Below are 19,706 nucleotides of genomic sequence, written 5' to 3'. Positions count from 1 at the left end.
TCGGCGGCCCCCTCAGTCGGCTCCGCCGACAGCTCCCCCAGAGGGGGAGCATCTGAGAGCGTCAGAACGGCGCGTCGCCCTTCACCCACAGGCGGTGCATGGTCCGGAAGTACTTCTGGTCGTCGTACAGCGTGCCGGTGTGCAGGGTGCAGCGGTTGTCCCACATCAGGATGTCGCCGGGCCGCCACTTGTGGGCGTGGACGAAGCGCTCCTGGGTCATGAACTCCACCAGCTCTTCGAGCAGGGCGAGGCCTTCGGGGCCGGGCTTGCCGATCACCTCGGTCACCGTGCCGGTCGAGGGCCACAGGGCCTTGCGGCCGTCCGAGGGGTGGGTGCGGATCAGCGGGTGCTCGACGTCGGGATTGGCCGCTTCCATTTCGGGCGACAGGATCATCTGCTCGCCGAAGGTGCGGGTGGCCATGAAGTGCTTGTAGCTGTGGTGCAGTCGCAGCGGCAGCAGCTCGGCCTGCTTCTCGGCGGAGAGCGCGTTCCAGGCGGCGCAGCCGTCGGCCAGCAGGGTGTCGGAGCCCTCCTCCGGCGCTTCCACGCAATAGAGCATGGTCAGCATCACGGGCTCGGGCTTGTAGCTGTAGTCGGTGTGCCAGCCGACGCCGTCGTTGTGGGCCCCGATCGGCTGGCCGTCGACGACGCGGTTGGAGAGGATGAAGATCTTCGGATAACCCGGCAGGGTGAAGCGGGTCTGGGTGTGGTCTTCCGGATCGCCGAACCGGCCGATGAAGGCCATCAGGTCGTCCGGCGTCATCTGCTGGTCGCGCACCAGCACCGCCCCGTGGGCGTGGAAGGCCGCGACCACGCCGTCCAACTCGGCGTCCGAGGCGGTCGGCAGGTCGATGTTCAGGATCTCCGCGCCGAAGTCGTCTTGCGCGCCCTTCTTGAGGGGCTTGGTGGCCAGGGCGGGCGGTGCTTCGGCGAGCATGGGATCGACCTTCGGGTGACTGTATGGCGGCAAGCCTAGGCGGCTGAAAAACCACGGTCTTGCCTCAGAGCGCCCTGTCTCTTTCCCCCGTCTCGTGCGCGTACGGTCAAAATCCCGCCTCCTGTACGTCCCGGCGACAGCAGCGCCCGTTCGGCGGGCGACGGCGCGGCGCGCCCCTGCGGCTGACCAAGTTTTCGTGCGCGCTGGAGCAAGACCGGGACGTGTCGCGGCGCCAGCCTTGAGGGGTCTTCTTTCCTTCAGCGAGCGCCCGGCCGTGACCCTGTTCAGCGACGCCTTCTTCGACGGGCTGTCCAGCTCCACCCAAGAGGTGGGCGCGGCCGAGACGCTGCCGCCGGCCTGCTACACCGACGCTGAGTTCTACGACTTCGAGAAGGCCGCCCTGTTCGACCGCGAATGGCTGTGCGTGGGCCGGGTGGACCAGGTGCAGGAGCCCGGCGACTTCTTCACCACCGAGATCGTCGGCGAGCCGATCCTGGTCACCCGCAACCGGGCCGGCGAGATCAAGGCGATGTCGTCGGTGTGCCAGCACCGCGCCATGCTGGTGGCCGAGGGCAAGGGCAACGCCCGCGGCTTCGTCTGCCCCTATCACCACTGGGTCTATTCGCTGAACGGCGACCTGGTGAACGCCCCGGCCATGGACCGCACCTGCGGCTTCGACAAGAAGAAGATCAGCCTGCCGACCTTCAAGGTCGAGATCTGGCTGGGCTTCATCTTCGTCAATTTCGACGCGGACGCTGAACCTCTGGCCCCGCGCCTGGCCGCCGTCGAGGCCGCCATCGCCAATTTCGATCTCGAGACCGCCGAGGCGCTCGAGCCCATGACCGGCCAGTTCGCCTGGAACTGGAAGGTGATGTTCGAGAACAACAACGACGGCTACCACGCCAGCAAGCTGCATCGCGGCGTGCTGCACGACTTCATTCCCAGCGAGCTGGCCAGCTTCCCCGAGGCCGAGCCCGGCGACGCCGGCTTCCTGCGCTACAACGGCACCCTGCACCCCGACGCCAGTTTCAACCCGACCCAGAAGGCGGTGCTGCCGATCTTCCCCAAGCTGTCGGACGAGGACCGGAGCCGGGCGACCTTCGCCAACATCCCGCCGACCCTGTCGCTCGTGATGACCAGCGACATGGTCATCTACCTGATCCTGCGGCCGACGGGTCCGGAGACCATGGCCCAGGACACCGGCATCCTGGTCGCCCCCGGCGCGCGCGATAGCTACGGCTTCAAGGAGCGGCTGGAGATGATCATGACCTCGGCCGGCCAGATCATCGCCCAGGACATGCATGTCGACGAGCTGGTCCAGAAGGGCCTGCGCTCGCGCTTCGCCATCCGTGGCCGCTACAGCTGGCAGGAGGGCGCGCAGGTGCAGTTCAACCGCTGGCTCGCCCCGCGCTACCAGGCCCAGTGGGCGCGGCTGAAGGGCGGCGAGACGCCCGCCGCTCCGGTGGAGGCCGCCTGAGATGAGCACGCGCCTTCCCGTCGTCTTCTTCGGTCACGGCAGCCCGATGATCGCCCTGGAGACCAACGACACGACCAAGACCTGGCGATCCATGGCCGACGAGATCGAGGCCAGGCACGGCAAGCCCAAGGCCATTCTCTGCGTCTCGGCCCACTGGATCACCAAGGGCGTCGGCGTCACGGCCATGAGCCAGCCGCGCACCATCCACGACTTCGGCGCCTCGTTCCCCCGCGCCCTGTTCGAGGTGCAGTACCCCGCGCCGGGCTCTCCGGAACTGGCGGCCCGGGTGCGCGACCTGCTGGCGCCCGAGATCCCGGTGGTGCTGGACGAGCGCCAGTGGGGCCTGGACCACGGAACCTGGTCGGTGCTGTGCAAGGCCTGGCCCGAGGCCGACGTGCCAGTGATCCAGCTGTCGATGGACGGCACGAAGTCTCCCGAATGGCACTATGAGATGGGCCAGCGCCTGGCCTCGCTGCGGGATGAAGGCGTGCTGATCGTCGGCACCGGCAACATCGTCCACAACCTGCCGGCCATGGACTGGGGCGACCGGCATTGCGCGCCCTATGACTGGTCGCAGCGCTTCAACGAGGCGATCAAGACGGCCATCGCCGATGACCAGCCGCTGGCCGCCGTCGAATTCGAAAAGCTTGGCGAGGACGCCCGCCGGGCCGTGCCGACCCCCGACCACTACTGGCCGCTGCTCTACGTGCTGGGCGCGCGCCTGCCCGGCGACGTCGCCCGCTTTTCCCCCGACCACATCGAGCACGGCTCGCTGAGCATGACCAGCGTCACGCTGAAGCCTGCTTACCAGCAGGCTTCAGCTTCCAAGTAGCGCGCGCCCGGGCGGGTTAACCGCTCACACTTAACCCTGGCGCGCTCCCCGGCGGCCTAAAAGGACAGATCCCGATGCCCTTCATCTGCGAACCCGGCCAGGTCCGTCCCGACGTCGCGCCCGGCGCCCTGCACCACCTGAAAGCCACGCCGGAGACCATCCACTGGGGCTATTTCGATCCGTCGATCAAGCCGGCCCTGCGCATCAAGAGCGGCGACCTGATCCAGGCCGAGGCGATCACCCACCATGCCGGCGACGCCCCCGACCTGATGATGGACGAGGCGATCACCCGCATCTTCACCGAGGTTCCCGAGGACGACCGCAATCCCGGCGTCCACATCATGACGGGGCCGATCTGGATCGAGGACGCCAAGCCCGGCGACGTGCTGGAGGTGCGCTACCTGCGCATGGTTCCGCGCAACAACTACGGCTCCAACCTCGCGGCTAACTGGGGCTATCTCTACAAGGAGTTCGGCGAGAAGGAGCGGGTGACGATCTATGAGCTCGACGCCGACTACAACACCGCCAGCGCCCTCTACGCCTACGACTTTCCGGGCAAGTACCTGACGCCCGGCACGATCACCAACTGTCCCGAATGCGACCGCCAGAGCGCCCTGCCCGGCGTGCGCATCCCGGCCCGGCCGCACCTGGGCACCGCCGGCGTCGCGCCGGCCGTCGACGGCCGCGTCAGCACCATCCCGCCCGGCCTGCACGGCGGCAACATCGACAACTGGCGGATCGGGGCCGGGGCGACGATGTACTATCCCGTCCAGGTGGAGGGCGGACTGTTCTCCATCGGAGATCCCCATGTCAGCCAGGGCGATGGCGAACTTTCAGGCACCGCGATCGAAAGTTCGCTCAACGTCCTGATGCAGATCGTCCTTCGCAAGGATTTCGAGAGCCCGGGGCCTTTGCTGGAGACCCCCAAGTGGTGGATCGTCCACGGGTTCGACGAGGATCTCAACGTGGCCATGCGGCAAGCCTCCCTCAACATGCTGAGCCTGCTGTCCGATCACGTCGGCCTGACCAAGAACGACGCCTATTCGCTGATGAGCGTGGCCTCCGACTTCGGGGTGACCCAGGTGGTGGACGGCAAGCAGGGCTGTCACGTGCGCATCCCGCGCGACATCTTCCCGAAGAGAACCTGAGGCCTTGCGCGCCTGGTCGTTCAGCACCGACAGCTACCCCCGCGCCGAGCGGGCCGACGCCTGGCGCGAGGCCATGTCGCGCCTCGGTTTGCCGGTCGAGAGCCTGTCGGAGCTGGAGCCGGCCTCGACCTCGGTGGTCTGCCTGACCAGCCCGCTGGGCATCGAGTTCGCCCTGGTCAACGCCGGGGCCCAGACCATCTCGGGCCGTTTGACCAACCAGCCGGCGGCGGTGTGGATGGCGGTGCTGCTCGACGGCCAGGCCGCGGTGGTCAGCGACGACCTGGGCGAAGACCTGTCGATCGGCGACATCGCGTTTGGCCCCACCGGCCAGGCGGCCGCCCTGCGGCTGGCCACCCGCTGCCGGCTGATGTTCGTCCGCGCCCCGCGCGTGGCCCTGAACCACCGGCTGGTCGCGCCGCGCGCGCTTCGCGTAGGTCGCCTTCGGGGGGAAGGCGGGGTCAAGCACATCCTGTCGGGCCTGCTGCGCTCGACCGCCGACGCGCTGGAGGACTTGACCGTCGACCAGCTGCGCCCCGTCGAACTGGCCCTGGCCGAGTTCCTGGGCCTGTGCCTGCTGGAGGCCGGCGAAGAACGCGGCGCGGCCTGGCCGACCGACGCCCGCAGCGCCCACCTTCAACGGCTGCGCCAGACCATCGAGACCCTGCTCCCCGACCCGAACCTGACCATCCGCCGGGTGGCCGACGAGGAGGGCGTCTCGCCGCGCTACGTGCAGAAGCTGTTCGAGGGCGTGGAGGAGACCTTCAGCCACTACCTGCGCACGCGACGCCTGGAGCGCTGCCGCAACGACCTGGCCAGCCCGCAGTTCGCCCGGCTGTCGATCTCGGAGATCTGCTTCCGCTGGGGCTTCAACGGCAGCGCCCACTTCAGCCGCGCCTTCCGCGACCAGTACGGCTGCTCGCCCCGGGATTTCCGCCGCAGCGTGCGCGACGAGGAGCGGGTCGCGGCCTGAGGTCCGGCGTCGCTCGCACGGCCTATGGCGCCGACGCCGCCGGCCTTGCTATGCTCGACCGGCGAAACCCATCCCAGTGGGTTGTCAGGGTGTCTGGGAGGGGCGCATGGATTCCGACGATTTGGCGACGAACACGGACGATCCCGCGGGTCGGACGGAAAGTCAGGCCACGCCGGCGGAGCTGCTGGCCGATGTCGCCAAGGTCGCCAAGATCGAGGTGGTGCCCCAGATCCTGGAAGTGATCTGCCGCACCACCGGCATGGGCTTCGCCGCGGTGGCCCGGGTCACCAAGGACCGCTGGGTCGCCTGCGCCGTGCGCGACGAGATCGGCTTTGGTCTGCTGCCCGGCGGCGAGCTGGAAGTCGCCTCGACCATCTGCGACGAGATCCGCGACAACGAGACCGCCGTGGTCATCGACCACGTGGCCGAGGATCCGGTCTGGCGCGATCACCACACGCCGCTGCAATACGGCCTGCAGAGCTACATCTCGACGCCGATCCACCACAACGGCCAGTTCTTCGGCACCTTGTGCGCCATCGACCCTCGCCCCGCCAACCTGCGGGGAACCCAGGCCCTGGCGACCTTCGAGCTGTTCGCCAAGCTGATCGGCAGCCATCTGGACGCCCAGGACCGTCTCGCCGAAAGCCAGGTCGCCCTGGCCACCTCGCAGCGGGCCTCGGAGCTGCGCGACCAGTTCATCGCCGTGCTCGGCCACGACCTGCGCAATCCCCTGGCCGCGATCAACGGCGGCGCCCGCCTGCTGCGCAAGCAGCCCTCGGGCGAGAAGGCCGAGTTCATCCTGGGCCAGATGGAGCAGAGCGTCGCGCGGATGGCGGGGCTGATCGACGACGTCATGGACTTCGCCCGCGTGCGGCTGGGCGGCGGCTTCGGCCTGGATGCGCGCCCCACGCCGCCCGAGACCTTGAGCCGGTCGCTGGAACAGCTGGTCGCCGAACTGCGCAGCGCCCAGCCGCACCGGCGGATCGAGTCCGAGATCGCCTTGACCCAGGCGGTCGTCTGCGACCAGGCCCGGATCGCCCAGATGCTGTCCAACCTTCTGGGCAACGCCCTGACCCACGGCGATCCGACCCAGCCGGTGAGGGTCGAGGCCGTCACCCGCGACGGCCTGTTCGTGCTGGCGGTGGTCAATGGCGGTCCCGCCATCCCGCCCGAGACGATGGCCAAGCTGTTCCAGCCGTTCACGCGCGGGTCGGCCGAGATGCAGCAGGGACTGGGCCTGGGGCTCTACATCGCCTCGGAGATCGCCCGCTCCCATGGCGGCGCCCTGGCGCTGGAGTCCGACGACCAGGAAACCCGCTTCTCGTTCTCCAAGCGGCTTTAGGGAGCGCGCGCCTATGAAGACCTTGCTGGCGATCGTCATGAGCCTGGCGTGCGGCGTTTCCGCCGCCTGCGCCACCCAGTGGCCGAACGGCGCCAAGGCGGCCGTGGCCCTGACCTATGACGACGCCCTGGTCTCGCAACTCGACAACGCCGTGCCGGCCCTGGACGCGGCGGGCTTCAAGGGCAGCTTCTTCCTGTCGGGCGTCAAGGCGGTCGACCTTCCGCGCTGGCGGGCGGCGGCCGCCGAAGGCCACGAACTGGCCAACCACACCATCTTCCACGCCTGTCCGGCGGCCAACTTCCCGGCCGATCCGCGCTATGTCGCCGAGGCCTATACGCCCGCCAGCCTGCTCAAGGAGATCGAGCAGCAGAACGTCCTGCTGACCGCCATCGACGGCAAGACCCGCCACGGCTTCGCCACGCCCTGCGGGGCCAGCAAGGCCGGCGGCGTCGACTATCTGGAGGCGCTGCGGGCCTCTGGCCTGGTGAGCTACGCCCGGGGCGTGGTGACGACGCCGGAAGACCTGGCCGGCGCCAGGATCGACCCGATGCACGTCCCCTCGCGCGGCTTTCCGGAGAGCGTGACCGGCGCCCAGCTGATCGACTTCGCCAAGAGCGCCGCGGCCGGCGGCGGGGTGGCGGTGTTCCTGTTCCACGGCGTGGGCGGCGACTACCTGCAGGTCTCCAACCCGGCGCACCAGGAACTGCTGGCCTGGCTGAAGGCCCATCCCGACCAGGTGTGGGTGGCGCCGTTGCAGGAGGTCATGGACTGGGCCGCGGCCCACCCCTGAACCTCTGGGGCTGATCGGCATTCGGCGTTTGAGACGAAAACCTCGTCCTTCGACAGGCTCAGGATGAGGTTTTTCCGCCGCCCGAGCCTGTAAATGGTCCTCATCCTGAGCTTGTCGAAGGACGAGGACCACGCACCGAGCCTGAATGTCGATCCGCCCTAAGCCTTCGGGCACCTGGCGCCGGTGTCGATCCAGGCCTGCACCAGCTCGCCCAGTTGCGCCTGCGTCCCCGCCGCGGGCTTGCGGCCCTCGCCGGGGGCCCAGGCCCAGCCGACCAGATGGTCGTGGGCCATGTGCTGCTGCAGCTGGGCCAGGGTCTTGCCGCCGTTGCGGGCGGGATCCTTCAGCTGGGCGCAGATCGCCCCCAGCGACTTGCCCTGCCAGGCCATCTTCGCCGGGGCCACCGCCCATTTCGGATCGCCCGGCATGCTCTTGATGTGCTCGCCGAAGGTCGTGACGTTGGCCGGGCCGTGACACGACCGGCACGGCAGGCCGTCCGGCCCGTGGCCGGCCTCGCCGGCCACCATCGGCGGGTCGTGCGGATGCAAATCATCGCCCTGGGTCGGGACGCGGGTGGCCGGATGGCAGTTCAGGCAGCGCGGGCTCTGGATCACCTTGCCGGCCTCAGCGAACAGGGCCAGCGAGCGGGCGGCGGGATCCTTGATCGACTGGAAGTCGGCGGCGGTCTTCAGCACGACCGGGGGCGGCGACGCGGCCGCGCCAGCCGGCGGCTCGCCCTGCGCCAGGGCGCTCGCCGCCAGCGTCCCACCCGCGAGGGCAAGGCCGGCGATCAGCAGCAGGGCGGCGGGGCGGGACATCGGCATCTCCGTTTCCCCCCGCCTGCAACGGCCAGGATCAGGCGCCGGTTGCCTCGTTCAGGAAGCGCTCGATCCAGACGGCGATGCGGCGGCTGTCGTTGGGCGCGGCCAGCGAGGCCACCGCCGCGTCGGCCTCGACTTCCGAGAACCGCGTGCCGCGCCGGCTCTCGATCAGCGCCCTGGCGTAGGCGACGTCGAACTCCGGGTGGAACTGCATCGACATGGCCTTGTCGCCATAGGCCAGCACGCCGAACGGGGTGAAGGCGCTGCCGGCCAGCACCCGCCCGCCGGGAGCCAGGGCCACCACCTGGTCCTGGTGCGAGCCCGGGGCGCTGACGCTGGAGCCGTCGTCCATCCAGCCGGCCGCATGCGAGACCGCATAGCTCTGCAGGCCGATGCCCCAGCCGCGCTCGGACTTCACGGCGCTGCCGCCGAAGGCCTCGGCCATCACCTGGTGGCCGAAACAGACCCCGACGATCGGCGCCTTGTCGCGGGCGTTGGCCAGGAAGCCCTTCAGCGGCGCGATCCACGGCAGGTCGTCATAGACGCCCGCCGAGCTGCCGGTGACCAGCCAGGCGTCGCAGGCGTCCACCGCCTTGGGCAGCTCGCCGGCCTGGACGTCGAAGGACGTGTAGTCGTGGACCGGCCCCAGCAGCCGCTGGAACATGCCGCCGTAGCGGCCGTGGTCGGGGATCAGGCTTTCGGGCGGCTCGCCCGTCTCCAGGATACCAATACGCATCGTCTTCCCGTCGGGTTTTCCCGTTATCGCGTCGCGCCGGGCTTCCACAGCACGTCCCGCGCGCCGTCGGAATTGGCGCGTCGGGCGGCGACGAACAAGAGGTCCGACAGGCGATTGAGATATTTCAGCGCCGGCTGGCCGACGATCTCGCCTTCCGTAGCGGCCAGGGCCACGCAGGTGCGCTCGGCCCGGCGGCAGACGGTGCGGGCCGCGTGCAGGGCGGCCGACAGCGCCGAACCGGCCGGCAGCACGAACGAGGTCAGGGGCGAGAGGCGTTCGTTGATCAGATCGATCTCGGCCTCCAGCCGCTCGACCTGGGCCTCGACCACGCGCAGCGGCTCCCATTCGGGCTTTTCGTTCTGCTCGGGCGTGGCCAGATCCGCGCCGAGGTCGAAGAGGTCGTTCTGGATCCGCTCCAGCATGGCGTCGAGCTCGGGATCCTCGCTCGCGTGCTGGCGGGCGACGCCGATGAAGGCGTTGGTCTCGTCGACCCCGCCATAGGCCTCGACCCGCAGGGAGGCCTTGCTGACCGGCTCGCCCGTCGACAGCCGCGTCGAGCCCTTGTCGCCCGTGCGGGTATAGATGCGGTTCAGGACGACCATCCCGTTACCCTCTGAAACAAAGCTGCAAAATCAGCAGACTAGTAAAGCTAGCGGTGGGTCCACCAGAAGGCGGCCACCAGCACCAGCACGGCGACGAACTGCAGCACCACGCGCAGCCGCATCAGCCGGTTGGAATAGGACCGGCCGAAGTCGCCGCCGCGGAACAGGGCGTAGATCCCGACGCACAACGTCGCCAGCACGGCGAACAGGGCGACGGGGATCAGGATCTGGAACAGGTGGGCCATGGCTCAACCTAGGCCGGAGCCCCAGGGAACGCCAGCACCGCCCAACTCACCCCAAAGTTCACAGAACGCGTTCGGCGAGTGTGTTCGTTGAGTGCATTTGTCGCATCGACGAATGATGAGCGCTACCATAGAACGAAAACCAGCCAAGGTTCATCGATTTTGGCTATATTTGTGGGTTGAAATCCCTTGCGCACAAGGGTAGACGGCCCCACCTGAATTCACAGTGCGCGTTCGTTGAACATGATCGACACCCAGCCGCGGATCGTTCAGCGCAGTTTGTTTCCGCGGTCGGTCTGGAGAGAAGACGACATGTCGCAGAGCGCCCGGCTCACCGCGGCTCCCTCCGAACGGGAAGAAGCCCTGGCGGAAGTCCGCCAACTGATCATCGACCTTCGAGACGCCGCCCAGGATGGGCGCGACCTCGCCCGCCGCTACGCCGACGTCCTTCAAAACGTCGTCGACGAGTACTGCATCGAATTTGAAAAGCGCGCTGAAGCCGCGCTCGCCCGCCTGGAGGCCGCCGCATGAGCTTTGTTTCCGTCAACATCGAGTCCGGTTCCGAAACCCCGGTGAAGCTGACCCGCCGGGCGCTCGCCAAGCAGCGCACCCGCGAACGCGTGCTGTCGGCCGCCCGCCAGCTGTTCAGCGAGCGCGGCTACGAGGGCGCCACGATCCGTGACATCGCCCAGGCCGCCGGCATGTCGACCGGCGCGGTGTTCGCCAGCTTCTCGGACAAGAGCGAGCTGTTCGACGAGATCCTGACCGCCGACTACGAAGTCATCTACGCCCAGATGAAGCAGGCCGCTCGCGACGGCGAGAACGTCGCCGACGCCCTGATCGGCCTGTTCGGCGTGGCCTACAGCTTCCACCTGGAGCAACTGCCGCTGCTGCAAGCCAGCATCGCCGTTTCCTGGACCCGTTCGGACGCCGCCGAGAAGCGCGCCCGCGGCGACATCAAGCACCTGTTCGCCCTGATCAACGACGCCCTGGAGCGCGGTGTGAAGGCCGGCGAACTGAAGGCCGACGTCAACACGAAACTCGTGGCCGAGATCGCCTGGGACGTGTATGTCGCCAACTATCGCCGCGCCGTCTTCGACGGTTGGACGGTCGAGAACCTGGTGGCTCACCTGCGCGAACAGCTCACGCTGATCCTCGCCGGCGCGCGCGCCTGAGGACGGTCCCGCCGGGGGGCGGATCGTCCCCCGGTCGGCCAGGCCAACGAAAAGAATGACGATGCGGACGTCCGTTGGGGTCGGGCGTTCGGGTCGATGTGCAATCAGCGCTGCGTGTCCGGAGGGGGAACTGCGTGGGCGTACGTGACGAACAGAAACAGGCGACGCGCGAGCGCGTGCTCGAGGCCGCGCGCGACCTGTTCAACGAGACCGGCTACGAAGAGACGACCATCCGCGCCATCGCCGAACGGGCGGGCGTGTCGGTGGGCAGCGTCTTCACGACCTTCGCCTCCAAGGCCGAGGTGCTCAGCCATGTGATGCAGCGGCGGCTCGGCGATCTCTATGCCGAGTTCGACCGGGTGCTGCCGTTCCTGCGCGGAACCACGGCGGATCGACTGTGCTCGATCTTCGCCATCCACTACGAGTTCGAGACGCGTCGGGTGCGGCTGTTCCTGGCCCACATCGCGGCTTCCTACAGCCCGACCAACGATCCGGGGGTCACCCCCTACGGCCGCAACGAACACCTGGCCGACATGCTGGAGATGGTGCTGCGCGACGGCGTCGGCCGCGGCGACGTGCGCCCCGACCTCGACTTCGCCCTGACGGTGGAAGTGCTGAAGGCCTGCTACGCCTCCAACTACCGCCTGGCCGCCGCCCAGGGCGCCGACGCCGCGACGATGTCGGCGGCCATGGACCGCCAGATCGGCCTGATCGCCAGCGGCTGGCGGCCTCGGCTTTAAGATCCTCCCCCTGAAGGGGGAGGTGGCCCGAAGGGTCGGAGGGGGAAGCGGCTGCTGAAATGCCGCTATCACATCCCCCTCAGTCGCTCCGCGACAGCTCCCCCTTCAGGGGGAGCATCTCCTAGTTCCCGTCTTCCAGCAGGCGCCGGGCGATGACCTGGGCCTGGATCTCCCCCGCCCCCTCGAAGATGTTGAGGATCCGGGCGTCGGCCAGCAGGCGGCTGGCGGCGTATTCCATGGCGAAGCCGTTGCCGCCGTGGATCTGCAGGGCGTTGTCGGCGGCGGCCCAGGCGACGCGGGCGGCGATCAGCTTGGCCATGCCGGCCTCGAGGTCGCAGCGCTTGCCCTCGTCCTTCTGGCGGGCGGCGAAATAGGTCAGCTGGCGCACGCCCATGATCTCGGCGGCCATCATGGCCAGCTTGTTGTGCACCCGGGGGAAGGCGAAGATCGCATCGCCGAACTGCTTGCGGTCGAGCGCGTAGGACAAACCGACCTCGAGCGCCGCCTGGGCCACGCCCACCGCGCGGGCGGCGGTCTGGATGCGGGCGCTCTCGAAGGTGGCCATCAGCTGCTTGAAGCCCTGGCCCGGCACGCCGCCCAGCAGGTTTTCGGCAGGCACGGCGAAACCGTCGAAGCCCAGCTCGTACTCCTTCATGCCGCGATAGCCGATCACGCCGATCTCGCCGCCGCTCATGCCTTCCGCCGGGAAATCGTCGCCTTCGACACCGCGCGGCTTGGGCGCCAGCAGCATGGAGAGGCCGCGATAATCAGTGGTGGCCGGATCGGTGCGCACCAGCAGGGTCATGACGTCGGCGCGGGCGGCGTGGGTGATCCAGGTCTTGTTCCCGGTCACCACGTATTGCTCGCCCTCCAGCACGGCGCGGGTGCGCAAACTGCCGAGGTCCGAGCCGGTGTTAGGCTCGGTGAAGACGGCCGTCGGCAGGATCTCGGCGCTGGCGATCTTGGGCAGCCAGTGCTGCTTCTGCTCTTCGGTCCCGCCGGTCAGGATCAGCTCGCCGGCGATCTCCGAGCGGGTGGCCAGCGAGCCGACGCCGATCCAGGCCCGCGACAGCTCTTCAGAGACCACGCACATGGCCGTCTTGCCCATGCCGCTGCCGCCGTAGTCCTCGGGGATGGTCAGGCCGAACACGCCCAGCGCGCCCAGTTCCTCGACCAGCTCGATCGGGATCAGCTGGTCCTTCAGATGCCAGTCGTGGGCGTTAGGCGTGACCTTCTCCTCGGCGAAGGCGTGGAACTGGTCGCGGATCATCTCGAAGGTCTCGTCGAGACCGGTGTGCTCCAGGGTCGGCCGGCCCTTGGCCTCGGCCAGGCGCTGGGCGACGCGGGTCTTCACGGCCTGGGTCCCGCCCTCGACCATCAGCTTCATGACGCCATTCGAGAACAGGCGGTTCATGACAGCGCGGTCGGTGACCAGGTGGGCGGGCCGCACGATCTCGCCCTGGTTCATCGGCACGCCGCCGATCAGCTGGGCGGCGTATTCACTGAACAGAAGCTGGGCCAGCAGGGCTTCGATCTCGCCGAACCGCCCCTCGCCTTCCAGCCGCTCGGCCCAGCCGGCGACCTGGTTCATCAGCTCGGCATAGGCGGCGTACCACCCGAAACCGTGCACGGCGTGCTGCTGGGCGTCGGCCAGCTTGCGGTCGATCCTGCCGTCCTCGCCGCTGACGCCCGCCTTCACCGCCGGCCTGGCCTCGGCCACGAACAGCTGGGCCGAAGTCGCCGCCTCGCGCAGCAGACCGGTCAGGCCGGGAAGGATCAGGGACTTGGACTCCTGGGCGACCGCGTCGGTCATGGCTCTCGAACTCCCCTGCGCCGTACTTCTATTTTTCCGGCACTCTGATCTCTTTCGCACCTGCGAGCAATGCCGCGACGCAGCATGCGGTTGCGCGCGGCATCAGAGATCGGGGAGGTCCGCGCCCGCCCCGAAGGACGGGCGCGGCGCGCTCTACTTGGACTTGGTCGTCGTCGAGGTCTTCGGCGGCACGACGGCCGCGCCGGCCACGGCCCAGGAGAAGTCGGCCTGGGTGTTGCTGGTGGTGAAGTAGGTCTTGTCGGTGAAGAACGAGATCGGCGCCGTGTAGGCCAGCGGATACGGCGCGTTGGCGGCGATCACCGCCACCCCGTGGCAGCTCATGCAGTTGGAGGTGATGCCCGCCGGGATGTTGGTGCTGGTCTCCAGATAGGGGTTGAAGCACACCGTCATGGTCGAGCCGCCCGGCGTGGTCGTCTGGTCGTAGGCCGTGCAGCTGGCGTAGTTGTTCCACGGCGTCTTCAGCGACGAGGGCTGGCCCTGCTTGCTGCCGGGGAAGCCGTTGGGCGTGTCGCCGCCCGGTTGCCACCAGAAGGTCTGCCAGGTCCAGAACGGGATTTCCTTGGTGTTGACGTGCATGGCCTGCAGCACCGCGTAGTCGCCCTTGGCGGCCAGGGGCGGCGCGGGCGTGGGCGGCGGGGCGTTGGCGGCGTTGAAGGCGGCGGCTTCGGCGGCGCTGAGCTTGACCGCGTAGAAGCTGCTGAGCGGCCCCCACAGGAAGGTCTTGCAGGCGCTGAAATAGGCCGCGCCGGCGGCGTTGGGCGCCTGGGCGATCTCTTCCTTGGTGGCCGGACGCACCGCGCCCTTGCCGTTCGGGTCGATCAGAACACAGGTTGTCCAGGTCGGCGGCATCGGATTGGTGGCGTTGGTCGAGCCCCCCGGTCCCTGCCACAGCGGCTGGATGGTCAGGCCCGTCGCCTTGACCAGGCCGAACACCGGCTTCAGTTCGATGCCGCGCGTCGGGAAGGCGTTGATCGTGCGGTTCTGGGCCGGGGTCGTGGTCGGCCAGTTCTGGTTCAGCAGGCCAAGGTCGTTGCCGTTGGAATAGGTGTAGGGCCCGCCTGGTCCCGGCTGGCTGGAATCGATGAAGGCGGCCGCCTCGGGGCTGAACTTGTTGAACGCGGTGATGGCGCCGTCGAACTGCGGGCTGGGGATGCCGCCCCGGCCGTGGTGGAACTGGTTGGGCGAGATGAACTGGTGCGGCGAGCGCGGCGCCTTGACCCGGTCGGCCACGGTCGTCTTGGGCGCGGTCGCCGTCGCCTGCAGACCGGTCGGCGCGGGCGGGAACACTTCGGCGGATCCGGCCCAGGTGTCCCAGATCGGCAGGTCCTGGCCGTTGAACACCTGGCCCGACGGCTGCGACATCGCCTGCCAAAGCTGCCAGGCGTGGTTGCGGATGGCCGCGGTGTTGCTGGTGTTGATCCAGCCCTGGATCGTGGCCTGGGCGACCGGATAGTCGGCGGTGGTCGGCAGCGGCACGGGCGTGATCACCGCCGCATCCAGCAGGACCTCGGGCTTGGACGCTTCCGGAGCCTTGCCGCAGCCCCACAGTCCCGCGCCCAGCACGACGGCCGCGGCCGCCGCGAAAGCGATCTTCCTCATGACATCCCTCCCCGACGCGGTGTTGCGGGCCGCGTGGCGGCCGCATCATGACCGATGATAATCTTTCTGGTTGTGTATTTCGACACCACGACCCCAGGGGCGTGAATAGCGCCGCCTGACCGGTCTCCGCGAAAAATTTCAACATGAACGAATTCTGTCGAACGACCTGACGGCGCGGTTCAGCTTCGCCCTGCCATGTTGCGTCTCACGGGGCCGACGCGCCCCGGCAAAATCATAAGGGACGAAGGACACTCGCCATGCAAAAGACCACCACTCTGAAGACCATCGGTCTGACCATCGCCGCCGCCGCCACCGCCTTCACCATGGCCGCGGCCCCGGCCGCCAACGCCGTCGAACAGCGCCTGGGCGGCGTCGTCGGCTGCCAGGCCTCGGGCAAGAAGCAGGAAACCGGCGCCGTGATCGGCGGCCTGCTGGGCGCCGTCGCCGGCTCGAACCTGGCCAAGAACGACCGTGGCACGGGCACCGCCATCGGCGCCGTGGTCGGCGCCGGCGCCGGCTCCTACGTCGGCTGCAACATGCAGAAGAAGGACGCCGCCCGTGACGTCGGCGGGGCCTACAAGACCAGCAACGGCATCCGCATCTCGCACAACATCGACGCCGCGCCGATGACCAAGATCAGCGGCAAGTACGTCGCCCGCTCGAACCTGAACCTGCGCGCCTCGGCCTCGACCCGCGGCCAGCGCGTCGGCTCGGTCGTCACCGGCGAGACCTTCCAGGCCCTGGGCCGCACCGGCGACGGCAAGTGGATCCTGGTCGGCCAGAACGGCGTCGGCGTCGGCTACGTCTCCAGCGCCTACGTCTACCGCGCCTAACGGACGCTAGGGGCGCGCCCCAACCCCTTCCCCCGCGCGCTCCGTGCGAGCCCGCCTGGCCCTTCCCCCCTGGCCAGGCGGGCTTTTCGTGCGCCGCAAGCTTTGCCTTATTGCGTCCCCAGGTGGAAGTTTGCGAGATACCCGCATCTCGGAGTTCGGAAGGAAGGCGACGCATGTCCATGAAACTGAAGGCGGGCCTGGCGGCCGGTCTCATCGTCGCGGCGGCGTCGGTTCCGACCCAGGCCCAGGACTGGATAATCACCTCGAAGGTCACCTTCGTCGAGGCGACCTACGTCCCCGCCACCATCCTGTTCAAGCTCGACACCGACGCGGGAACCTGCCCCGCCGGCTCGTTGATATTCTGGAACGCCGGCGGCGCCAGCGAGGCGATCAGGATCGCCAACGCCCAGGCCGTGTTCTCGCTGCTGGTCACCGCCAAGTCGACCGGCCAGACGGTCGGCGTCTACGGCGTCAACAGCGGCTGCGTCGCCTCGGTGGTGACCCTGCGCTAGCAGGTCGCTTCACCCCAGCGCACTGACCCCGCCCAGCCAGGTCTGCCAGATCACCACGAAGCCGCCGTGCAGCAGCACCGCCGGCCACAGCGAACCCGTGCGCAGGCGCATGGCGGCGCAGGCCAGACCCAGGATCGCCGTGCACAGCAGGAAGTCCCAGCGCAGGAACGTCGTCGCGTGCGGTAGGAAGGTCAGCGCCTCGAAGGGATGCCAGGCGACATAGAGCCCGGTCGAGACGGCGACCCACAGCCAGGGCCTGCGGGTCTCGTCGCGGCCGGGCAGCAGCAGGCCCCGGAACGGCAGCTCCTCGCCCAGAGCCGGGATGATCCAGACTATCAGCAACCGCAGCGGCAAGCCCGGCGCGGTCTCGGTCAGGCGATAGAGGCCGGTCGAGAAGCCGATCGCGGCCATGGCCGCGCCGCAGGCCAAGGCCGCGACGGCGCACCACCGCCAGCCGGTCGCGTCTGGTAGGGTCTTCAGGACGGCCAGCAGCCGCGCTCCGACCCCTCGCGCCGTTATGCCGAGGCATTTTCCGAAAACCAAAAACACGACCCTGAATAGAGTTTCACAGGAATCACGTAAAATACAGGCTGAGCGAGCATTGATCGTTTTCCTGGGGGATTCCATGACCATCAAGACCAAGGCGATCCTGGTCGCCGCGACCTGCGGCCTGCTGGCCGCCGCCCAGCCCGCCGCCGCCTACGACTGGGGCATTCCCGGCGCCAAGGTGATCGGCATCGAGGCGACCTACATGCCTTCCACCGTCGTCTTCAAGATCGACCGGGCCGCAGGCGCCTGCGCGGCCGGCGCCCTGCTGTTCTACAGCCCCCAGGGCGACACCGAAGACCGGCGCATCGCCAACGCCAATGCGATCATGTCGATGCTGATGACCGCCAAGGTCGCCGGACAGACCCTCACCGTGACGGGCAACAACGCCAACTGCACCGTCCTTTTCCTGACGATGGAATAGCCGCTGCGAACGGCGCGGCCGTCAGCTGCGCCACTTCAGCGTGGTTTCCTTGACCGGATTGACGAAGGGCCGGCCCTCGTTGCGGCTGGCGGTCCATTCACGCTTCAGCTGCTGGTACCACTTGGCCTGGGTGTCGGCGTCGTCGATCCAGATCAGGGCGGGGTCGTACTTCAGCCCCTCGTTCTGCAGGTTCACCATACGGCCGTCCTGGCGCAGGAACTCGCGGGCGAAGGGGGCGATCAGGGCGCGGAAGGCCATCACCGGATGGTCCGACCAGATCAGCTGGCTGATCCGCGTGCTGGTCTCGGTCAGCGGCGTCAGGCAGGTCAGGGCCAGCACCTGATGCTTGCCCACCACGATGTGCTCCCAGCGATAGCCTGGCAGGCGGAAGGTGATCTCGATCTCGGGCGCGCCGCCGAGGATGTCGTACAGGCGGTTGGCCTTGCTGCGCCCGTGGCGGCGCATGACGAAGCCCTCGGGCGAAGGCGCGAAGACCTTAGTCTTCTCCGACTGGCGCTTGGATGAGCGGGCCCACCAGGCCTCGTGCACATAGGGGGCGTGGGTGGGGTCCATCAGGCCGACCACCGCGTGGTCCATGTGGGTCTCAAAGATCATCGAGTCGACGATCTTGGCCTGTCCGCCGACCACGCCGGGAAACTCGGGCGGGGCTTGCGGCGGCTCGTCGTCGAAGCGCGGGTCGGCGCTGATCCAGACGAACACCATCCCCTGGCTCTCGGCCGCCGGGTAGCGCCGCACGCGGATGCGCGAGACCTCCAGGCTCTGGTCGCTGGTCAGCGAGGGGATGGATGCGCAGACGCCGTCCGAGCCGAACCGCCAGCCGTGATAGGGGCATTCGACGCTGGAGCGGCCGTCGGCCTCCTGGGTCAGCTTGCCGCCCGACAGGGGCGCGGCGCGGTGCGGGCAGACGTCGCGGATGGCGAACACCTTGCCGTCCTTGCCCCGGCTGACCAGCACCGGCTCGCCGAGGATCTCGTAGCGAACGAGCTTGCCGGTCTTCACCTCGCGCGACAGGGCGGCAAAGTACCAGGCGTCGAACAGGAAGCCCTTGCCGAACTTGGCGGGCGGGGCCTTGGCGGCGCCGGCGGCAGGGGAAGCGATACGAGCGTCGTCGGCGGGCATGATCGGGATTCTAGCGTCAGTCGCCCGGCATTTTAAGGGCGCGAACTTTTTTACCCGTAAAATCCCCGCGAAAGCGGGGACCCAGGCTTTTTCTGAAGCCCCTGGCGCTCGACGATAAAACACCTGGGTCCCCGCTTTCGCGGGGATTTTACGGATGGGAGGGGATGGACGCGATCAGCGCCCCGCCGTCTCCACCAGTCGCTGGTAGAACCGCACCATCTCTTCGAGGTTGGCCACGGTCATGTGCTCGTTGGTGCCGTGGATCATCTTGGTGCCGTCCATCGACAGGGTGATCGGCTGGAAGCGGTAGATGTCGTCGGCGATCGGCGACATGAAGCGGCTGTCGGTCGCGGCGATCACCAGGCCCGGCGCCACCGGCGCGCCGCTCTCGTTTCCGGCCAGCGAGGCCAGGGTCTTCCAGCCGCCCGACGACGTCGATGACACCGGCGAGGGATCGTTGGGCGCCCGCTCCCAGGCGAAGGTCACCGGCAGGTCGCCGACGGCCTTCCTGGCGCGGGCCATCACGGCGGCGGCGGTGTCGCCCGGCGCGATGCGGTAGTTGATCCAGGCCGTGGCGTCCTGCGGCAGGACGTTGTCCTTGGGCGAGCCCCTCAGCATGGTCGGGGCCGTGGTGGTGTGCAGCATGGCCGCCCCGGCCGGCGAGTGGGCCGTCTGCTTGATCAGCAGCGGCGAGAACAGCCAGGTGTTGGCGGCCGCCATCTTCACCACCGGCGAGGCGCTGGGGGCCAGGGCCTTCAGCATGTCGGCGCCCGGGCCTTCGAATTTCATCGGGTGCGGATGGTCGGCGATGGCCAGCACGGCGCGGGCCAGGGTGGTCACCCCGGTCTGGGCCGGCGGGGTCGAGGAGTGACCGCCCGGCGCCGGAGCGGTGATCCGCATCGTGCCATAGCCCTTCTCGGCCACGCCGATGATCGCCGCCGGCCCTTGCGTCACCGGATTGTCGGCCACCACCACCATGCCCTCGTCGAGCACGAACCAGGCCTTG

At 68.5% G+C, this 19,706-nt stretch carries 22 protein-coding genes; 12 read left to right on the top strand and 10 right to left on the bottom strand.

The features are described 5' to 3' along the window. Positions 1-61 precede the first annotated feature (61 nt). Positions 62-937, bottom strand: a complete 876-nt coding sequence (locus DMC18_RS16730) for a TauD/TfdA family dioxygenase (protein ID WP_110122184.1) — start codon at positions 935-937, stop codon at positions 62-64. Positions 938-1,211: 274 nt separating this feature from the next. On the opposite strand from DMC18_RS16730, the gene DMC18_RS16725 reads away from it, so the two are divergent. The 6 genes from DMC18_RS16725 to DMC18_RS16700 all read left to right on the top strand — a co-directional run bounded on the left by DMC18_RS16725 (position 1,212) and on the right by DMC18_RS16700 (position 7,496). Beyond that, on the top strand, positions 1,212-2,414 hold the full coding sequence (locus tag DMC18_RS16725; RefSeq protein ID WP_110122185.1) for an aromatic ring-hydroxylating dioxygenase subunit alpha: 1,203 nt from the start codon (positions 1,212-1,214) through the stop codon (positions 2,412-2,414). A gap of 1 nt (position 2,415) precedes the next feature. Further along, complete coding sequence (gene ygiD, locus DMC18_RS16720; RefSeq protein ID WP_110133118.1) at positions 2,416-3,246, top strand: 4,5-DOPA dioxygenase extradiol; 831 nt, start codon at positions 2,416-2,418, stop codon at positions 3,244-3,246. A 74-nt stretch (positions 3,247-3,320) separates the two neighbouring features. Next, the gene (locus DMC18_RS16715) at positions 3,321-4,394 is read left to right on the top strand and encodes an acetamidase/formamidase family protein (protein ID WP_110122187.1); all 1,074 of its coding nucleotides are present in this window, start codon (positions 3,321-3,323) and stop codon (positions 4,392-4,394) included. 4 nt (positions 4,395-4,398) lie between these two features. After that, a complete protein-coding gene (locus tag DMC18_RS16710) occupies positions 4,399-5,364 on the top strand; it encodes a helix-turn-helix domain-containing protein (RefSeq protein ID WP_110122188.1) in 966 nt (321 codons plus the stop codon). A gap of 106 nt (positions 5,365-5,470) precedes the next feature. After that, positions 5,471-6,706 carry a HAMP domain-containing sensor histidine kinase gene (locus DMC18_RS16705; protein WP_110122189.1) on the top strand — a complete coding sequence of 412 codons (1,236 nt, stop codon included), beginning with the start codon at positions 5,471-5,473 and terminating at the stop codon, positions 6,704-6,706. Between the two features lie 13 nt (positions 6,707-6,719). After that, positions 6,720-7,496: a polysaccharide deacetylase family protein gene (locus tag DMC18_RS16700; protein ID WP_110122190.1), complete on the top strand. Its 777-nt coding sequence runs from the start codon at positions 6,720-6,722 to the stop codon at positions 7,494-7,496. Between the two features lie 158 nt (positions 7,497-7,654). Here DMC18_RS16700 and DMC18_RS16695 read toward each other — a convergent pair whose 3' ends face one another. The 4 genes from DMC18_RS16695 to DMC18_RS16680 are packed head-to-tail and all read right to left on the bottom strand — an operon-like array spanning position 7,655 to position 9,900. Next, positions 7,655-8,314 carry an Isoquinoline 1-oxidoreductase subunit gene (locus DMC18_RS16695; RefSeq protein ID WP_110133119.1) on the bottom strand — a complete coding sequence of 220 codons (660 nt, stop codon included), beginning with the start codon at positions 8,312-8,314 and terminating at the stop codon, positions 7,655-7,657. Positions 8,315-8,351: 37 nt separating this feature from the next. Beyond that, positions 8,352-9,053, bottom strand: a complete 702-nt coding sequence (locus DMC18_RS16690; protein ID WP_110119250.1) for a type 1 glutamine amidotransferase — start codon at positions 9,051-9,053, stop codon at positions 8,352-8,354. A gap of 23 nt (positions 9,054-9,076) precedes the next feature. Beyond that, positions 9,077-9,655, bottom strand: coding sequence for a cob(I)yrinic acid a,c-diamide adenosyltransferase (locus DMC18_RS16685; RefSeq protein WP_110119248.1), 579 nt, complete (start codon positions 9,653-9,655; stop codon positions 9,077-9,079). Between the two features lie 47 nt (positions 9,656-9,702). Continuing rightward, positions 9,703-9,900, bottom strand: a complete 198-nt coding sequence (locus tag DMC18_RS16680) for a twin transmembrane helix small protein (RefSeq protein ID WP_110119247.1) — start codon at positions 9,898-9,900, stop codon at positions 9,703-9,705. 309 nt (positions 9,901-10,209) lie between these two features. Here DMC18_RS16680 and DMC18_RS16675 point away from each other — a divergent pair, with 309 nt between their 5' ends. From DMC18_RS16675 to DMC18_RS16665, 3 genes are all read left to right on the top strand, one after another. After that, positions 10,210-10,428, top strand: coding sequence for a hypothetical protein (locus DMC18_RS16675; RefSeq protein ID WP_110119254.1), 219 nt, complete (start codon positions 10,210-10,212; stop codon positions 10,426-10,428). Further along, on the top strand, positions 10,425-11,072 hold the full coding sequence (locus DMC18_RS16670; protein WP_110119245.1) for a TetR/AcrR family transcriptional regulator: 648 nt from the start codon (positions 10,425-10,427) through the stop codon (positions 11,070-11,072). The genes DMC18_RS16675 and DMC18_RS16670 overlap by 4 nt, the downstream gene beginning before the upstream one ends. Positions 11,073-11,206: 134 nt before the next feature. Next, the gene (locus DMC18_RS16665) at positions 11,207-11,812 is read left to right on the top strand and encodes a TetR/AcrR family transcriptional regulator (protein ID WP_110119243.1); all 606 of its coding nucleotides are present in this window, start codon (positions 11,207-11,209) and stop codon (positions 11,810-11,812) included. A 121-nt stretch (positions 11,813-11,933) separates the two neighbouring features. Here the strand turns inward: DMC18_RS16665 and DMC18_RS16660 are convergent, their stop codons facing one another. Beyond that, positions 11,934-13,625, bottom strand: a complete 1,692-nt coding sequence (locus tag DMC18_RS16660) for an acyl-CoA dehydrogenase family protein (RefSeq protein WP_110119241.1) — start codon at positions 13,623-13,625, stop codon at positions 11,934-11,936. A gap of 153 nt (positions 13,626-13,778) precedes the next feature. Beyond that, positions 13,779-15,245 (bottom strand): hypothetical protein, encoded by a 1,467-nt coding sequence (locus DMC18_RS16655; RefSeq protein WP_110119240.1) that lies wholly within the window; start codon positions 15,243-15,245, stop codon positions 13,779-13,781. A 257-nt stretch (positions 15,246-15,502) separates the two neighbouring features. Here DMC18_RS16655 and DMC18_RS16650 point away from each other — a divergent pair, with 257 nt between their 5' ends. Further along, positions 15,503-16,078 carry an SH3 domain-containing protein gene (locus tag DMC18_RS16650; protein ID WP_110119238.1) on the top strand — a complete coding sequence of 192 codons (576 nt, stop codon included), beginning with the start codon at positions 15,503-15,505 and terminating at the stop codon, positions 16,076-16,078. Between the two features lie 173 nt (positions 16,079-16,251). Continuing rightward, positions 16,252-16,590 carry a hypothetical protein gene (locus DMC18_RS16645; RefSeq protein WP_110119236.1) on the top strand — a complete coding sequence of 113 codons (339 nt, stop codon included), beginning with the start codon at positions 16,252-16,254 and terminating at the stop codon, positions 16,588-16,590. Positions 16,591-16,599: 9 nt separating this feature from the next. Here DMC18_RS16645 and DMC18_RS16640 read toward each other — a convergent pair whose 3' ends face one another. Continuing rightward, on the bottom strand, positions 16,600-17,001 hold the full coding sequence (locus DMC18_RS16640; protein ID WP_110119252.1) for a type II CAAX prenyl endopeptidase Rce1 family protein: 402 nt from the start codon (positions 16,999-17,001) through the stop codon (positions 16,600-16,602). Between the two features lie 214 nt (positions 17,002-17,215). Between DMC18_RS16640 and DMC18_RS16635 the strand changes: the two genes are divergently transcribed. Next, complete coding sequence (locus DMC18_RS16635) at positions 17,216-17,560, top strand: hypothetical protein (protein ID WP_110133117.1); 345 nt, start codon at positions 17,216-17,218, stop codon at positions 17,558-17,560. Between the two features lie 21 nt (positions 17,561-17,581). Here the strand turns inward: DMC18_RS16635 and DMC18_RS16630 are convergent, their stop codons facing one another. Beyond that, positions 17,582-18,700 (bottom strand): aromatic ring-hydroxylating dioxygenase subunit alpha, encoded by a 1,119-nt coding sequence (locus tag DMC18_RS16630; RefSeq protein ID WP_110119232.1) that lies wholly within the window; start codon positions 18,698-18,700, stop codon positions 17,582-17,584. Between the two features lie 174 nt (positions 18,701-18,874). After that, positions 18,875-19,706: M20/M25/M40 family metallo-hydrolase (locus DMC18_RS16625; RefSeq protein ID WP_146218100.1), on the bottom strand; the 832-nt coding region annotated here is incomplete at its 5' end.

This window comes from Caulobacter sp. D5 (assembly GCF_003185805.1).
GTDB lineage: Bacteria > Pseudomonadota > Alphaproteobacteria > Caulobacterales > Caulobacteraceae > Caulobacter.
Note: the sequence above shows the minus strand (reverse complement) of the source record. Positions and strands in the feature narration are given on the sequence as shown.

Excerpts from the sequence above, each read along its gene's own strand:
- DMC18_RS16730 (WP_110122184.1), bottom strand. The coding sequence starts at position 937 with ATGCTCGCCGAAGCACCGCCCGCCCTGGCCACCAAGCCCCTCAAGAAG.
- ygiD (WP_110133118.1), top strand. The coding sequence starts at position 2,416 with ATGAGCACGCGCCTTCCCGTCGTCTTCTTCGGTCACGGCAGCCCGATG.
- DMC18_RS16715 (WP_110122187.1), top strand. The coding sequence starts at position 3,321 with ATGCCCTTCATCTGCGAACCCGGCCAGGTCCGTCCCGACGTCGCGCCC.
- DMC18_RS16705 (WP_110122189.1), top strand. The coding sequence starts at position 5,471 with ATGGATTCCGACGATTTGGCGACGAACACGGACGATCCCGCGGGTCGG.
- DMC18_RS16700 (WP_110122190.1), top strand. The coding sequence starts at position 6,720 with ATGAAGACCTTGCTGGCGATCGTCATGAGCCTGGCGTGCGGCGTTTCC.
- DMC18_RS16695 (WP_110133119.1), bottom strand. The coding sequence starts at position 8,314 with ATGTCCCGCCCCGCCGCCCTGCTGCTGATCGCCGGCCTTGCCCTCGCG.
- DMC18_RS16690 (WP_110119250.1), bottom strand. The coding sequence starts at position 9,053 with ATGCGTATTGGTATCCTGGAGACGGGCGAGCCGCCCGAAAGCCTGATC.
- DMC18_RS16685 (WP_110119248.1), bottom strand. The coding sequence starts at position 9,655 with ATGGTCGTCCTGAACCGCATCTATACCCGCACGGGCGACAAGGGCTCG.
- DMC18_RS16680 (WP_110119247.1), bottom strand. The coding sequence starts at position 9,900 with ATGGCCCACCTGTTCCAGATCCTGATCCCCGTCGCCCTGTTCGCCGTG.
- DMC18_RS16675 (WP_110119254.1), top strand. The coding sequence starts at position 10,210 with ATGTCGCAGAGCGCCCGGCTCACCGCGGCTCCCTCCGAACGGGAAGAA.
- DMC18_RS16670 (WP_110119245.1), top strand. The coding sequence starts at position 10,425 with ATGAGCTTTGTTTCCGTCAACATCGAGTCCGGTTCCGAAACCCCGGTG.
- DMC18_RS16660 (WP_110119241.1), bottom strand. The coding sequence starts at position 13,625 with ATGACCGACGCGGTCGCCCAGGAGTCCAAGTCCCTGATCCTTCCCGGC.
- DMC18_RS16655 (WP_110119240.1), bottom strand. The coding sequence starts at position 15,245 with ATGAGGAAGATCGCTTTCGCGGCGGCCGCGGCCGTCGTGCTGGGCGCG.
- DMC18_RS16650 (WP_110119238.1), top strand. The coding sequence starts at position 15,503 with ATGCAAAAGACCACCACTCTGAAGACCATCGGTCTGACCATCGCCGCC.
- DMC18_RS16645 (WP_110119236.1), top strand. The coding sequence starts at position 16,252 with ATGTCCATGAAACTGAAGGCGGGCCTGGCGGCCGGTCTCATCGTCGCG.
- DMC18_RS16640 (WP_110119252.1), bottom strand. The coding sequence starts at position 17,001 with ATGGCCGCGATCGGCTTCTCGACCGGCCTCTATCGCCTGACCGAGACC.
- DMC18_RS16635 (WP_110133117.1), top strand. The coding sequence starts at position 17,216 with ATGACCATCAAGACCAAGGCGATCCTGGTCGCCGCGACCTGCGGCCTG.
- DMC18_RS16630 (WP_110119232.1), bottom strand. The coding sequence starts at position 18,700 with ATGCCCGCCGACGACGCTCGTATCGCTTCCCCTGCCGCCGGCGCCGCC.